Annotated in this window: 11 protein-coding genes; all 11 read left to right on the forward strand. The window is 45.4% G+C overall.

All coding sequences use genetic code 11. The features are described from left to right. Positions 1 to 5: 5 nt before the first annotated feature. The 11 genes from MHI53_RS01085 to MHI53_RS01135 all read left to right on the forward strand — a co-directional run bounded on the left by MHI53_RS01085 (position 6) and on the right by MHI53_RS01135 (position 14,697). Entirely contained in the window at positions 6 to 1,700 is a 1,695-nt protein-coding gene (locus MHI53_RS01085) for a methyl-accepting chemotaxis protein (protein WP_061143808.1), read from the forward strand. 446 nt (positions 1,701 to 2,146) lie between these two features. Beyond that, on the forward strand, positions 2,147 to 2,347 hold the full coding sequence (locus MHI53_RS01090; protein WP_034304915.1) for a cold-shock protein: 201 nt from the start codon (positions 2,147 to 2,149) through the stop codon (positions 2,345 to 2,347). 454 nt (positions 2,348 to 2,801) lie between these two features. Further along, positions 2,802 to 3,170 (forward strand): metalloregulator ArsR/SmtB family transcription factor, encoded by a 369-nt coding sequence (locus MHI53_RS01095; RefSeq protein WP_061143835.1) that lies wholly within the window; start codon positions 2,802 to 2,804, stop codon positions 3,168 to 3,170. Further along, entirely contained in the window at positions 3,163 to 5,286 is a 2,124-nt protein-coding gene (locus MHI53_RS01100) for a heavy metal translocating P-type ATPase (RefSeq protein WP_340372583.1), read from the forward strand. The genes MHI53_RS01095 and MHI53_RS01100 overlap by 8 nt, the downstream gene beginning before the upstream one ends. A gap of 198 nt (positions 5,287 to 5,484) precedes the next feature. Beyond that, a complete protein-coding gene (locus MHI53_RS01105) occupies positions 5,485 to 6,048 on the forward strand; it encodes a sigma-70 family RNA polymerase sigma factor (RefSeq protein ID WP_061143806.1) in 564 nt (187 codons plus the stop codon). Beyond that, positions 6,041 to 6,772 carry an anti-sigma factor gene (locus MHI53_RS01110; protein WP_061143805.1) on the forward strand — a complete coding sequence of 244 codons (732 nt, stop codon included), beginning with the start codon at positions 6,041 to 6,043 and terminating at the stop codon, positions 6,770 to 6,772. The genes MHI53_RS01105 and MHI53_RS01110 overlap by 8 nt, the downstream gene beginning before the upstream one ends. 374 nt (positions 6,773 to 7,146) lie before the next feature. Continuing rightward, complete coding sequence (gene hflX, locus MHI53_RS01115) at positions 7,147 to 8,409, forward strand: GTPase HflX (protein ID WP_340372584.1); 1,263 nt, start codon at positions 7,147 to 7,149, stop codon at positions 8,407 to 8,409. 660 nt (positions 8,410 to 9,069) lie between these two features. Beyond that, a complete protein-coding gene (locus tag MHI53_RS01120; RefSeq protein WP_340373630.1) occupies positions 9,070 to 10,428 on the forward strand; it encodes an NAD(P)-dependent oxidoreductase in 1,359 nt (452 codons plus the stop codon). Between the two features lie 26 nt (positions 10,429 to 10,454). Next, complete coding sequence (gene preA / locus MHI53_RS01125) at positions 10,455 to 11,741, forward strand: NAD-dependent dihydropyrimidine dehydrogenase subunit PreA (RefSeq protein WP_061143801.1); 1,287 nt, start codon at positions 10,455 to 10,457, stop codon at positions 11,739 to 11,741. Positions 11,742 to 11,755: 14 nt separating this feature from the next. Next, positions 11,756 to 13,174 (forward strand): dihydropyrimidinase, encoded by a 1,419-nt coding sequence (gene hydA / locus MHI53_RS01130; RefSeq protein ID WP_340372585.1) that lies wholly within the window; start codon positions 11,756 to 11,758, stop codon positions 13,172 to 13,174. A gap of 44 nt (positions 13,175 to 13,218) precedes the next feature. After that, positions 13,219 to 14,697, forward strand: coding sequence for an NCS1 family transporter (locus tag MHI53_RS01135; RefSeq protein WP_340372586.1), 1,479 nt, complete (start codon positions 13,219 to 13,221; stop codon positions 14,695 to 14,697). Positions 14,698 to 14,706 lie beyond the last annotated feature (9 nt).

Consider the following 14,706-nt stretch of genomic DNA (forward strand, 5'->3'; position numbering starts at 1 on the left):
TGAGAATGAGATTTTCAAAGCTGAATCCTAAAAATTCACTAATGGCAAAACTATTCTTATTTTATATCATTCCATTCGTGCTTTTTGCAGGAGCCATGGGACTTTGCTTTTCCTATATTACGAATAAAATGATCAATGAGAATGTCCTTCCGCAATTCGATGAGCGTCTTTCTGAAAATGCCCGTAGTCTCGCAGCAAGCCTCAACCCGACTTTGATCAACAAATCTGCGGAACGGGGAGAAGATATCAGGCAGAAATTAGATGCCTTCGTTGAAGACAAAAAGGGTATTGAATATGTGTATGTGCTGAAGCGGGAGAACGATGCAGATACGATCGTAGCCTTGAATGGAAGCGATGATTACATGGTGCAATCGCCCTTCACGCCGGAGCAGGCTCAATCGATAAATGGACAAGAAGACGTATTAAGTGAAATATATAAAGATAAATGGGGAACGCACAAATCATACTTTACGCCAATCAATGGCACGGACGCCATTGTAGGGATTGATATGGATGCGAAGTTCATTGATGAATTGAAAAGCAGAATGATATTCTATAATATTTTATTTCTTGCGAGTGCCATTATATTAGGCGTACTGTGTGCCATTGTCATCGGGAGGAAGATCTCGGGTCCCGTCAATGAACTTGTTGGCTACACGAATGAAATGGCGGCAGGGGATTTAAGTAAATCGATTCCGGTTGGCAGGCAAGATGAGATTGGAGATCTGTCCAATGGCTTTGAGGATATGAGATTAAGTTTATCCCATATCATCGATAATGTGCGTGAACACGCGCATACGATGAATCGAACCACCGTTTCCATCCATCAATCCTTTGAGGAGATGGTGGAGTCCTATAGCCAGATCGTCACGGGGACAACGGAAGAAGCGAAGGCTTCAGAAGAACGTGCCCATCATATTGATCGGATTTCCAATATGATCAGTGACTTAACGGAGACCATCCGCTTAATGAATGAGCAAACGAATAAGATGAATGAATTTACGATGCATGCGAACACACTTGCTGAGCAAGGAAGTGAACAAGTGCAGGATGTAACGAGCCAGATGGGTAAAATCATGGAAAACGGCCAAGCGAATAAAGCCAATTTGGTGAGCCTTGAAGAGGATGTAGTGAAGATAAATGAAGTGATCGGTTTAATCAGGGTCATTGCTTCCCAAACGAACCTGCTATCCTTGAATGCTTCCATTGAAGCGGCACGGGCGGGGGATGCCGGCAGAGGCTTTGCGGTAGTCGCCCAGGAAGTGCAAAAATTGGCTGTGCAAACGGATGAATCGATTGATATCATTTCCGAATCAATTACGCGGATCAATGAACAAACGGCGAAGGTCATCCAAAATAACGATGAAAGCTTTGAGGATATAGTCAAGGGTGTTTCCTTAGTGGAAAACAATGGCGAGATTTTCAATAAGATTTTCGATTCCGTAGAGAAATTGCTGAAGGGCACGGAACAATTGGCCACCCACTCGAAAAAAATCAATGAGTCATCTGATGAAAGTTTAGCATCGATCCAGGAGATTGCAGCGATTTCGGAAGAGGGAGTCGCAACCACTGAACAAATCTCAGCGGCAGCCATCCAACAAAGTACGATCATGAATGGACTGAAGGAACAAAATGAAGAGTTGGCAAACAAATCGGCCATCTTGGAAGAAATGGTTGAAAAATTCACCACCGAAAAATAATCGCTCCATGCCAGGCTATCTATGATGTCTGAACGAACTGCAGACAAACTCCGCTCGAGTTAGTCTGCAGTTTTTTTCTGATAGCTGAACGTTGCATTCAACTTGGCCTGAACATGAAGATGGCATTCCAATGCAGGTGCTTAGCTTTCCAAGATAAGGCGCTATTTCACTGCTGTCGGGAGAGTTTTGTGCGTAAATTAAATGTGTTTGCACTTTTTTTACTGATGTGAATGGGTTTAGTTTGTCAGTGAATTCAAAGAGTATTAAAAATTGCTTGAATAAAGTTTGGGCAAACCATTTGCAATCGCTGCCATTTAATGTTATGCTTAGTCTTAATTATTTTTGTTCGGTACTAAGGATACTAAAAGTACTACTTTTCGTTTTCGATGATGACTTAGAGCAAGGATAGTAATAACAATGTGCATATGCACTAGGAGGCAACAACAATGGAACAAGGTAAAGTGAAATGGTTTAACGCAGAAAAAGGTTTTGGATTCATCGAACGCGAAAACGGAGACGACGTATTCGTACATTTCTCAGCTATCCAAAGCGAAGGTTTCAAATCTTTAGACGAAGGTCAAGAAGTTACTTTTGAAGTAGAACAAGGTCAACGTGGACCACAAGCTTCTAACGTTCAAAAAGCATAATTTCAAAACAAATAAAGGCAGATCCCGTTTGCGGGGTCTGCCTTTTTTATTTTGTGGAAAAATCCGATGACAAAAAAACCCCGCTCAGCATTGAGCGGGGAAAGCGGTACAAGTAAAGTAAATCGCTTAAAAGGTTTGACTAAGTATATCATAGTTCTCCAAGAAAATAGTAAATTAAATATAATGTACGTTTCGAGGAAGGAATAGGGAAATAATAAGTTCCCCCTGACCCTTATTTAAAGCATGAAGGAAAGCCCCCAAAAATAGGCTCCTTCCTTTTTTGTGCAGGTAGCCACGCTGGAAATGAAACAAAAACCGATAGGGTACATATAAAGACATATAGGCCGCTTTCACGATGAGGGGGAAGTCGTCATTCAAATATAGGTTTGAATATTCAACAAATTATGGTATATTTTAATCAAATGAAGATTTGAATGAAGGGTGTGGGAAGATGATGGAACAAAAAGATGTATGTGATGTCCATCTGCATGATCAAGTAAAGGTCAATCGCATTCAGAAAGAAATGAACCAGGTCGATATTTCCAGCATATCAAAGCTGTTTAAGGTGATAGGTGATGATAATAGGGCGAAAATAGCCTATGCGCTCTGTGAAGACGAGGAATTATGTGTGTGCGATCTGGCCCATATCATCGGTGCCTCGATGGCGACAACGTCTCATCATCTTCGTACCCTCTATAAGAATGCCATCGTTAAATATCGAAAAGAAGGAAAGCTAGCTTTTTATTCATTGGATGATCACCATATCAAGCAATTGATTCTCATTGCATCAGAACACCAGCAGGAGGTGAGGTCCGATGGCTGAATCGGCTTCGAAAACGTACCGCATCCAAGGTCTATCCTGCACGAATTGTGCGGCTAAGTTTGAGAATAATGTTCGTGGACTGGAAGGAGTAAGGGACGCTAAAATCAATTTTGGCGCTTCAAAGATTTCGGTACAGGGAACTGCGACGATTGAAGAGATAGAAAAGGCAGGAGCCTTCGATAACCTGAGAATCCGGGGAGAGCAGGAACAGGTATCCCTTAAGGAGCCCTTTTGGAAACAAAAAGAAAATATTAAGGTGGCATTCTCGGCCATCCTGTTGCTGATCAGCTGGATATTGGAAAACCAATTTGGGGAAGGAAGCATCTTTCCGGTAATTGGGTATGCGGCGGCCATCATAATTGGGGGGTATTCGTTATTTCTCAATGGCTTGAAGAATCTCTTTAAACTTCGCTTCGATATGCACACCTTGATGACAGTTGCCATCATCGGTGCGGCGGTGCTCGGTGAATGGGGCGAAGGGGCGACTGTCGTCATCTTGTTTGCCATCAGTGAAGCATTGGAGAAATATTCGATGGATAAAGCCCGGAATTCCATTGAATCCTTGATGAATATCGCACCTAAAGAAGCCTTGATCCTTAGAGGCAATCACGAAATGATGATCGCAGTCGATGAGATCGAGGTCGGCGACACGATGATCGTGAAACCAGGTCAGAAGCTTGCTATGGACGGCAGGATCTTGAAGGGGGCCTCGACACTTAATCAAGCAGCCATTACAGGGGAATCGGAGCCGGTTTATAAAACGGTCGATGGCGAGGTTTTTGCAGGAACCTTAAATGGCGAGGGGCTGCTGGAAGTGGAGGTCACGAAGCGCGTCGAGGATACGACGATTGCAAAAATCATCCATCTAGTTGAAGAAGCACAGGCTGAAAAAGCGCCCTCCCAGGCCTTCGTGGATAAATTCGCTAAATACTATACACCGGCAATCATGCTCATTGCCTTGGCGATTGCGGTCTTGCCGCCGCTTGCTGTGAACGGGGATTGGGCCGAGTGGATTTACAGGGGATTGGCTGTACTGGTTGTCGGCTGCCCGTGTGCCTTGGTCATTTCCACCCCGATTGCCATAGTCACAGCAATTGGAAATGCAGCGAAAAATGGCGTCTTGATCAAAGGCGGAATCCATCTGGAAGAAGCGGGAGCCTTAAAGGCGATTGCGTTTGATAAGACGGGTACGTTAACAAAGGGCATTCCTGTTGTAACGGATTTCAAACTGTTGGCTGAAGGATTCAGTCCAGAAGCTGTGCTGGCCATTGCCGCTGCTTTGGAAAGCAGGACACAGCATCCCCTTGCCACGGCAGTGCTTCAAAAGGCGGATGAACAAAGTGCGGAGTATCGCTCTTTAGTGGTAGAGGATTTCACTGCCATCACTGGCAAAGGGATAAAAGGAAACATCAATCAAGAAACCTATTACATTGGCAAACCCCATCTCTTTGAAGAAGTGGCAGGATTAGTTTTTCCTGATGATGTGCTGGAGCAAATCAGCGGCTTGCAAAATGAAGGGAAAACGGTGATGTTGCTTGGCGATCAAATGAAGCTCCTGGCGCTTATTGCAGTTGCTGATGAAATAAGGGAAAGCAGCAAAGAAGCGATTCGCAAACTGCATGCACTCGGTATCGAAAAAACGATCATGCTGACGGGCGACAATAGCGGTACGGCAAAGGCGATCGGAGCGGCGGCGGGCGTGGATGAAATTGAGGCGGAGCTATTGCCCGAGAGTAAATTGACGATCATCAAGCAATGGAAGCAAAAATATGGGCGAGTGGCCATGGTGGGCGATGGTGTCAACGATGCTCCGGCATTGGCAGCTTCGACTGTGGGGATTGCGATGGGAGGCGCGGGCACTGATACTGCGCTTGAAACAGCCGATATTGCCTTGATGGGTGATGATTTATCGAGACTTCCATATACGATCCGCTTAAGCCGCAAAACATTGAAAATCATTAAGCAGAACATCACGTTTTCCTTGGTGATCAAAATCGTGGCCTTATTATTGATCGCTCCCGGCTGGTTAACCTTATGGATGGCGGTTTTTGCCGATATGGGTGCGACCTTATTAGTAACGTTGAACAGTCTTAGATTATTAAGAATAAAAGAATAGTAGTTTAAAATATGTTCCCCGTTGCTTATTTTAGGTGCGGGGAGTTTTTTTATTCGATCTTTCCGATTGTTTCATGTGAAACTTTAAAATGATGCATCCATTTCCCTTTTCAAAACGTACATAGATTAGAGCATAGAAATTGTTATGGATGATCCAAATATTGCTATAATAAGTAATTATGGTAGGAAGGGGACTTCAATGAACGATATAGATGTAGAGCTATACGAGAAAGTTCATCTGGGGGATAAGCAGGCCCTCGAAAAAATATATGATCGCTACGAAAAGATCCTATACTCCCTGTCCTATAAAGTTACTGGGCAGAAGGAATTGGCCGAGGAAGCGGTACAGGAAGTGTTTATAAAAATCTGGACGAAAAAGGGTACGTATCATGCATCCAAAGGGAAGTTCTCCAGCTGGATCATGACGATGACCCGGAATGCAAGTATAGATCTGTTAAGAAAAAGAAGAGATATACCCTCCGACTTTGAATATGAACAGATTCCGAGTGAGAATCCCAGCGTAGAAAATCTCATCGAGTGGAAGGAAGAAGGCGCCATGCTGAGGCAGGCCGTTTCGGAATTAAGTGAGGAACAACGAAAAATGATTCACCTATTTTATTTTAAAGGCCTGTCACAGCAAAGCATAGCCTCGGAGTTTGAAATTCCGCTCGGGACCGTTAAAGGGAGAGTCAGATTGGCGCTTAAGCACTTACGAAAGATTATCCCGCAAAAGTTAAGCAAAGGGGGAGAGCTTGATGAATAATAATCCATGTGAATGGCTGTTAGATTACTTCAATGGACAATTGGATGAAGTCCCTCGGAGGAAGTTTGAAAACCATCTTGCGCAATGCCAGAATTGCCGTGAGGAATTAGATGAACTAACGATGCTAACGAAGGACTTGGCATTTATAGCTGAACCGGTTGATCCGCCAAGTGAAATGAAACAGCGGATTTTGGGAAATGTGTTTGAAACGGAGAAAGAAGAGCAACAGCCTGCATTACAGCAAACGGCTGAAAAAAGAAGAGGAAATGGATGGATGAAGCCATTGTTGGCGGCCGTCTTATTCGCTTCATTGCTTGGAAATGCCTATACCTTGCTTTCTAAGGATGAAGCGGATAACAATGCAGGGGAAAAACGGGAAACCATCGATAAGCTTCAGACGAGTGTGGCCCTGAAACCGGGTGAAGGCGCTCCTTTCAATGGCAGGGCGACGATGGTAGAGAAAAATGATAAAACGGAAATGATCATTCAAGCGGAAAATCTTGAACCGCCAGAAGGCTCACAGGTATATCAGGTTTGGCTCCTGGAGAAGGGTAAGCCTTACAGAGCCGGGACATTCGTGCCGAATGACGATGGCCTGGGCGTAGTGACGTATCACCTGGATCAAGCTGGTGAGCATGAGTGGGATACCGTAGCAATCACGCTTGAGCCCTCGGATGATAGCAAAATTCCTAAAGGGGATATTATCTTGAGCAGTGAATTATAGCAATTGGGCAGGGATATAAGCTCCCGTCCGAGGTTTGTAGCCAAACAGGCTTCGGAACGGTTTCCTTCCCGAAGCCTGTTTGTTTTTTACGATCCTGAAGAGGATGAAATTCGCGAGTAAAAACGCACGATTTCAAGGTCATGATCCGAATTCGCGAGTGAACGCTCCAAATTCAAGGATTAACATCCAAATGGTCGGGAGCCTGTCCTTTTTTGGCTGAATGTCCTTTCGGGCATAAGGGATTCTAATAAGGAAGCAGCAGGCATTGGAATGGTTAATGTGCTACAATGTGGCAGACATTTAGTGAGGCATGCATATGTTCCTTAAGGTGCAATGGTTCAAGGAATAGGCATGCACAGAAGGGATTTGAAGGGATGGAAATGGAACAGAGGGCAATCCTTGTTGGCGTCAATCTCAATGGCCAGGGGGATTTTGAGTATTCAATGGAGGAACTGGCCAACCTGACGGAGGCTTGTGATGTGGAAGTTGTCGGGACCATCACCCAAAATTTGCATCGGGTGAATTCATCGCATTTCATCGGGACGGGTAAGATCGAGGAAGTGAAGAGGCTCGTTGAATATAAAGAAGCGAACGTCGTGATCTTTAATGATCAGCTGTCTCCTTCGCAACTGCGGAATTTGGAAAGGGATATGGATTGCAAGGTGATCGATCGGACGATTTTAATTCTGGACATCTTTGCGCATCGGGCGAAAACGAAGGAAGCTCAGCTCCAGGTAGAGGTGGCGAAGCTTCAGTATATGCTCCCGCGTCTCGTTGGCTTAAGGGAGTCATTGGGACGTCAGAGCGGCGGGGTGGGCACAAACAAAGGAGCCGGGGAAAAGCAATTAGAGCTTGACCGCAGGAGAATCGAGGAAAATATTAGCGTTTTGAATAAAGAACTCGAACTCCTTGTGGCACACCGGCAAACGCAGAGGAAGCAGCGCAAAAAGAATGCCATCCCTGTCGTTTCATTGGTCGGATATACGAATGCAGGGAAGTCTTCAATCATGAATGCTTTAATCGAAATGTCCCATCCGAATGCGGAGAAGCAGGTTTTGGAAAAAGATATGCTGTTCGCTACGCTTGAGACATCGGTGCGAAACATTCCGTTACCGGATAAGAAGGAATTCCTGCTGACCGATACCGTGGGCTTTGTTTCAAGATTGCCCCACCACCTTGTGAGGGCATTTCGGTCAACATTGGAAGAGGTGGTGGAAGCGGACCTATTGATTCATGTTGTCGATTTTTCCAATCCGGATCATGAGCAACAAATGGATATTACGGAACAGACATTAAATGAGATTGGCATTAAAGGGATACCGACGATTTTCGCCTATAATAAAGCTGATCTTACCGATTTGGAGATTCCCCGGGTGAATCGCAATTCTGTTTATATGTCAGCGAAAACGAAAGCAGGTCTCGAGGAATTGATTGAACAAATTCGCGAGCAAATTTTTACGGACTATATTCGCTGTGAGATGTTGATTCCCTTTGATCAAGGGCAGCTCGTATCTTTCTTCAATGAAAATGGTCATATAACGGATACCGAATATGAGGAGAGCGGATATCGAATTAAGCTTGAGTGCAAGAAAGCGGATTATGAGAAATATATTCGTTACATCATTAAGTCCGAATGAAGGGGCTGTTGATAAGTTGTTTGTTGTTTGTTGATAAGTGGAAAAACAAAAATGGTTTTGTGGATAACTCTGGTGAAAATGCTTTTGTTCCGCTAAGGAACTGAGATTAGAATGATCAGATTTGTGCATAAGTTGTGGATAAAATAAAAAAGCCCGAAAAAACCCTGAATAAAGTTTTGGGGCTTTTTTTATGTGGACAAAATGTTGATAAGTCCGTTGCATGAATATTCATCCGGATAGGTGAAGATTTATGAGGTTGATTGTAGAAAAATGACGATGTTTAGCGTTTGTTGTTAGGAAATATAACATGGATATTACATTTTGCACAACCTCCGACTGGTAATACTTTACACTTTGTATAATGTATCTGGCGTTTTACCGTTATAAAATAAAGAATACTCAATTATCAGGTTCAGGATCTGTTTTTGAGTTTTTTTAGTTAGGGGGGGCTGTTAAAAGCCGGAGGAAACAGGGACCGCGGCTTGGCCAATTTAGAGAATGATAGATATGAATAGACGGATTGAAGGACTGAAGGCTGAAACATGCGCTGCGCAGAATCCACACATGTAAACCAAGAAAATATGAAGTAGAGAAATGCATGCAATTCCTCCCTTTTTTATTTTTACAAATAAATGTTTGGAAGGAGAATAGTGGATGAATATGACAAGTCCGTTAAAAGATCAACTTGAGATGAACTTTCAGGAAGCGGAGAGGGGGTTGTCCCGCCGTGAAGCCCTGGAAGAAGCGAATCGATGTTTATACTGCTATGATGCCCCATGCATTCAGGCCTGTCCGACAGGGATAGACATTCCAACCTTCATTAAGAAAATTGCGTCAGGCAATTATAAAGGGTCGGCAAAGACAATCATGACAGCCAATCCCGTCGGTGCCAGCTGCGCCCGGGTATGTCCGACCGAAGAGTTATGTGAGGGCGCATGTGTCCTCAACCATTCGACCAAGCCAATCATGATTGGCAATCTCCAGCGTTATTCCACAGATTGGGCCATCCAAAATAAACAAGCCCTGTTCAAGGCCGGGAAAAAGAATGGCAAAAAAATTGCCATTGTAGGAAGCGGTCCGGCAGGCTTATCTGCAGCAAGGGAATTAGCCTTGCTTGGCTACAGTGTAACCATTTTCGAAGCGGAAAAAAATCCAGGCGGATTGAATACTTACGGAATCGTATCCTTCCGGTTGCCACAGAGCATTTCATATTGGGAAGTCGAACAGGTCAAAAGCCTGGATGTTGAAATTAAAACGAATACACGTGTCGGGTCGGATGTTTCTGCTGACCAGCTGGTTGACGATTTCGATGCGGTCATTTTAGCGATCGGTATGTCGGAAGTTCCGAAGCTAGGGATCGAAGGAGAGGATTTCGCTGGGGTCTACGATGCAATCGATTTCGTTAAGGAGACGAAAACGGGAGCCATCAGCGAAAAATTCATTGGGAAGAAGATGGCGGTGATTGGGGCCGGGAACACAGCGATTGATGCTGCGACCTGTTCGGTTCGTCTTGGGGCCGAACAGGTGTCGATCATTTATCGTCGGACCCAAAAGGAAATGACAGCCTATGATTTTGAATTCGAGTTTGCCAAACAAGAAGGGGTCGGGTTTCACTGGCTGACCACCCCCTCAAGGATCTTAGCGGATGAAAGCGGTCATGTAACGGGCATCGAATGTGTGAAGATGGTGCTTAGCGAGGCAGGGGAAGATGGGCGTAGCCGGCCCGTGCCTATATCTGGATCGGAGTTCGTGATACCGGTCGATGGGGTCATCCGTGCCATAGGCCAATCCAGGTATATTGGGCTGATTGAACAATTTGGGATCGAACATGAAGATGGCGTGGTTTTGCTGGAGGCAGACTCCTATAAAACGTCGAATGAAAAAGTATTTGCCTGCGGGGACGTGATTTTCGGAAAAGGTCAAGGGGAGGCGATGGTCGTTTCGGCTGCCCAGCAAGGGAAGGATACGGCTTATGAAATTGATCTGGCCATAATGGGCGAGGCAGTGGATATCGCTTAATAATAATGAAAATTAGGAGGCTTATCATGGCTGATTTATCTATAAATCTTGCAGGTATTAAATCACCCAATCCTTTTTGGCTTGCTTCGGCACCGCCCACCAATTCAGGGTATCAAGTCCAGCGGGCATTCGAGGCTGGATGGGGAGGCGCCGTTTGGAAAACGTTGGGCGATCCCATCCTGAACGTCTCATCACGCTTTGCGGCGGTTAGTTTTAATGGACAGAGAGTTGCCGGTTTCAACAACATTGAATTAATTACCGATCGTCCCCTTGAAGTGAATTTGAAAGAAATATATGAAACGAAAAAGAGGTTCCCCGATCATGCAATCATCGCCTCGGTCATGGTGGAGCCGCAACAGGAAAAATGGCATGAGATCATCAAGCGCATAGAAGATGTAGGGGTTGATGGATACGAGTTGAACTTTGGCTGCCCCCATGGTATGGCTGAACGGGGGATGGGAGCTGCTTCAGGACAGGTTCCTGAACTTGTGGAAAAGCAAACCTATTGGGCAAAGGAAGCTGCATCGAAACCTGTCATCGTCAAGCTTACGCCGAATATAACCGATATTACGGTCACTGCAGAAGCGGCAGTTCGCGGGGGAGCGGATGCAATCAGCATGATCAACACAATCAATTCTTTGGCAGGTGTGGATATCCATTCGTGGAATACGATTCCTCATGTTGGCGGTAAGGGAGCACATGGGGGGTATTGTGGTCCGGCGGTGAAGCCGATCGCCTTGAACATGGTGGCAGAGTGTGCAAGAAATCCAAGGATCGATCTTCCCATCTCCGGAATCGGGGGGATTTCCAATTGGCAGGATGCCGTGGAATTTTTATTGATGGGTTCGACGGGGGTGCAAATATGTACGGCTGCCATGCATCATGGTTTTAGGATAGTCGAGGACATGCTTGAAGGTTTGTCCAATTACCTCGATGAAAAAGGGATGGCCTCAGTGATGGATATTGTCGGTAGATCCGTACCGAGATATTCCGATTGGGGGAACTTGGATCTTAATTATAAGGTAGTGGCCCGCATCAATAATGATGTATGCATCAACTGCAATAAATGCCATATTGCGTGTGAAGACACCTCACACCAGTGTATAGATATGTTAAAGGACTCGGCAGGCAGCTCCTTCCTGAGGGTGCGTGAAGAAGATTGCGTAGGCTGTAATCTTTGCTCTATCGTATGTCCGGCCGATGGGGCAATCGATATGATCGAATTGACAAATGAATTACCGCCGATGACGTGGAATGAACGCCAAGCCTATCTTGGCGGCATTGAAAATGAAAGTGTTGATTTCGCAAAATGATGGAGGGGAAGAATATGAAGAAAATCATAAAAAACGGAACGATTGTAACCGCTGCGGATACGTATCAAGCCGATATATTAATTGAAAATGAGAAGATTGCCATGATAGGCAAGGATTTGACCGCAGAGGGTGCCGAAATCATTGATGCTAAAGGCGCCTATATTTTTCCGGGAGGCATTGACCCGCATACCCATCTAGATATGCCGTTTGGCGGGACGACCACAAAGGATGATTATGAAACAGGTACGATTGCTGCCGCCTATGGAGGCACGACGACGATCATAGACTTTTGCTTGACCGAAAAAGGGGCACCATTAAAGGAAGCGATTGGTACATGGCACAAAAAGGCAAATGGAAAGGCCGCGATAGATTATGGGTTCCATCTAATGATCAGCGAGATCAATGATGAGGTTCTTGCGGAATTGCCGGGCATCATCGCGGATGAAGGGATTTCCTCGTTCAAGGTCTTCATGGCGTACAAGAATGTTTTTCAAGCCGATGATGCCACGCTATACCGCACTTTGCTGCAGGCGAAAGAGCTTGGTGCGCTTGTCATGGTTCATGCTGAAAATGGCGATGTCATCGATTATCTTACGAAGCAGGCGCTTGAAAAAGGAAACACAGATCCGATCTACCATGCGCTAACAAGGCCTCCCGAGCTTGAGGGGGAAGCTACTGGACGGGCCGCAAAATTGACGGAGATGGCGAACGCGCAGCTCTATGTCGTTCATGTCACTTGTGCAGATGCGGTAGAAAAGATTACCGAGGCAAGAAATAAAGGGGTTGATATTTGGGGCGAGACTTGTCCGCAATACTTGGTTTTGGACCAGTCTTATCTTGAAAAGCCCCATTTCGAGGGATCAAAATATGTGTGGTCACCACCGTTAAGGGAGAAGAAGAATCAGGAAGTGCTATGGAATGCCTTGAAAATGGGTCAGCTGCAAACGGTAGGTTCCGATCAATGCTCCTTCGATTTCAAAGGTCAGAAGGATTTAGGAAGAGATGATTTTACGAAAATACCGAATGGCGGCCCCACGATTGAAGACCGCATGAGCATCGTTTTTTCCGAAGGGGTCAAGAAAGGGCGCATCACCTTGAATCAATTCGTCGACGTGACTTCTACACGTGCGGCCAAGCTTTTTGGATTATACCCGAAAAAGGGGACGATCGCTGTAGGGTCGGATGCCGATATCGTCATTTTTGATCCGGAGGCGGAAAGGACGCTATCCGTCGATACACATCATATGGCGGTGGATTATAATGCCTTTGAAGGCATGGAGATTACTGGAGAACCGGTATCGGTCCTTTCCAGAGGGGAATTTGTGATTAAAAATAAACAGTTTGTAGGTGAGGCAGGAAAAGGGCAATTCCTGAAAAGGGCAAAATACAATGCGGATTTGAAGTCCGCTTCAGGAAAAAAGCTGCCGGTTTGAAGCTTCGGTAAAATGAAGGCAAATGGATAGAGGGGGATTTTTCCATGAGTGTGAAGAAAGATTATCTAAAGTCTCCCGATTTGCTGCCCATACCTCATAATGAGAAAAACATAAGTGCAGCCGGATTTGGGTTCATTTGGGTGGGGATGGCAGTGGTGTTGGCTGCCTTCGCGATTGGCGGGAACGGCGTCCAAAGTTTATCCCTGGGCTGGGTCGTGCTTGCAACGGTCATCGCCTGTGTGGTTCTCGGTTTTTTGATGACAATGACAGGAGATATTGGAGTGGAGCATGGCATATCCTTCCCAGTCTACATGAGGGCTCCTTTCGGAACGATCGGCACCCACATTCCCGCGGTTGTGCGTGGGTTTGTCGCTTCATGCTGGTTTGGCCTTAACACCTACTTTGGGGCGACTGCAATGAATGCCATCTTTGCAACCCTCTTTGATTTCGATAATTGGTTCATCTGCTTCCTCATTTTTGCCGTTTTACAATTGGTGAACACGGCGATGGGAATCAAGTCGATCGAACGGTTTGCCGACTTGGCAGCGCCCGTTATCATTTTGATTTCCGGCTGGATGTATTTCACCCTTTCCGATCAAGCTATAGCCCAAGGCAGGGAAGTATGGACCTGGATCGAAAGCCCGGTAAGCGGCGGGGCCGCGGGGACAGCATTCATGGTCGTCATCATGGCAAATATGGGTTTTTGGGGGACGTTGACGGCTGATATGCCTACACTCTCCCGTTTTATAAAGGCACCGAAAAATGAAAAAAACTGGTTCAAGCGCAATAAAGGGCAAATCATTGGGAATATTATCACCTATCCCATCACTCAAACGTTCATGGTCATCATCGGAGCTGTTTCTTATATGGCCGTTTCCAATTATGACCCTGTAGTTGCCATACAGGGATCGGCAAGCGGAATGGCACTCGGGGTCCTCTTGATCATGATCGTTTTTGCACAATGGTCGACGAATACGACAGCCAATGTCATTCCCGCAGCTACCATTTTTTCCAATGTCATGGGTCCGAGGATGCCATTTTGGGCTGGGGTCGTTGTAGCGGGGGGCATCGGGATAGTGGTTCAGCCATGGAGCCTGTTCGGTATCATAATAGAAGTTTTATTGATCATTGGCGGAATCCTGGCGTCCATTGTCGGTATACTCGTAGCTGATTATTATTTACTCCGCAAAAGGCGGGTTCATGTAGAAGATCTCTATGAAGCTGATGGTCAATATAGATACTTAAATGGAGTGAATTGGGCAGGAATCATTTCTTGGGTGATTGGTGGAATCGGTGCCACGATTTTTGCGAATTACTCCTTTATCATCGGTTTTGTCCTTGGCGGTGCAAGCTATTATGTATTGGCTAAGTTTTGGTGGTTCAACAAATATGAACAAGCTGAAATCATTGATCCCAGTGATGAGAAATATTTGGGCCTATCAGTGGGAAGGGATTGGAAAATAGATTTAGAATCTGAAGATGACATGGTCATTACGGCTGCAACTGGCGGGGAAAACGTATAAAAAAAGGGG

Origin of the sequence: Peribacillus sp. FSL E2-0218 (genome assembly GCF_037992945.1) — a bacterium.
Taxonomy (GTDB): Bacteria; Bacillota; Bacilli; order Bacillales; family DSM-1321; genus Peribacillus; species Peribacillus simplex_B.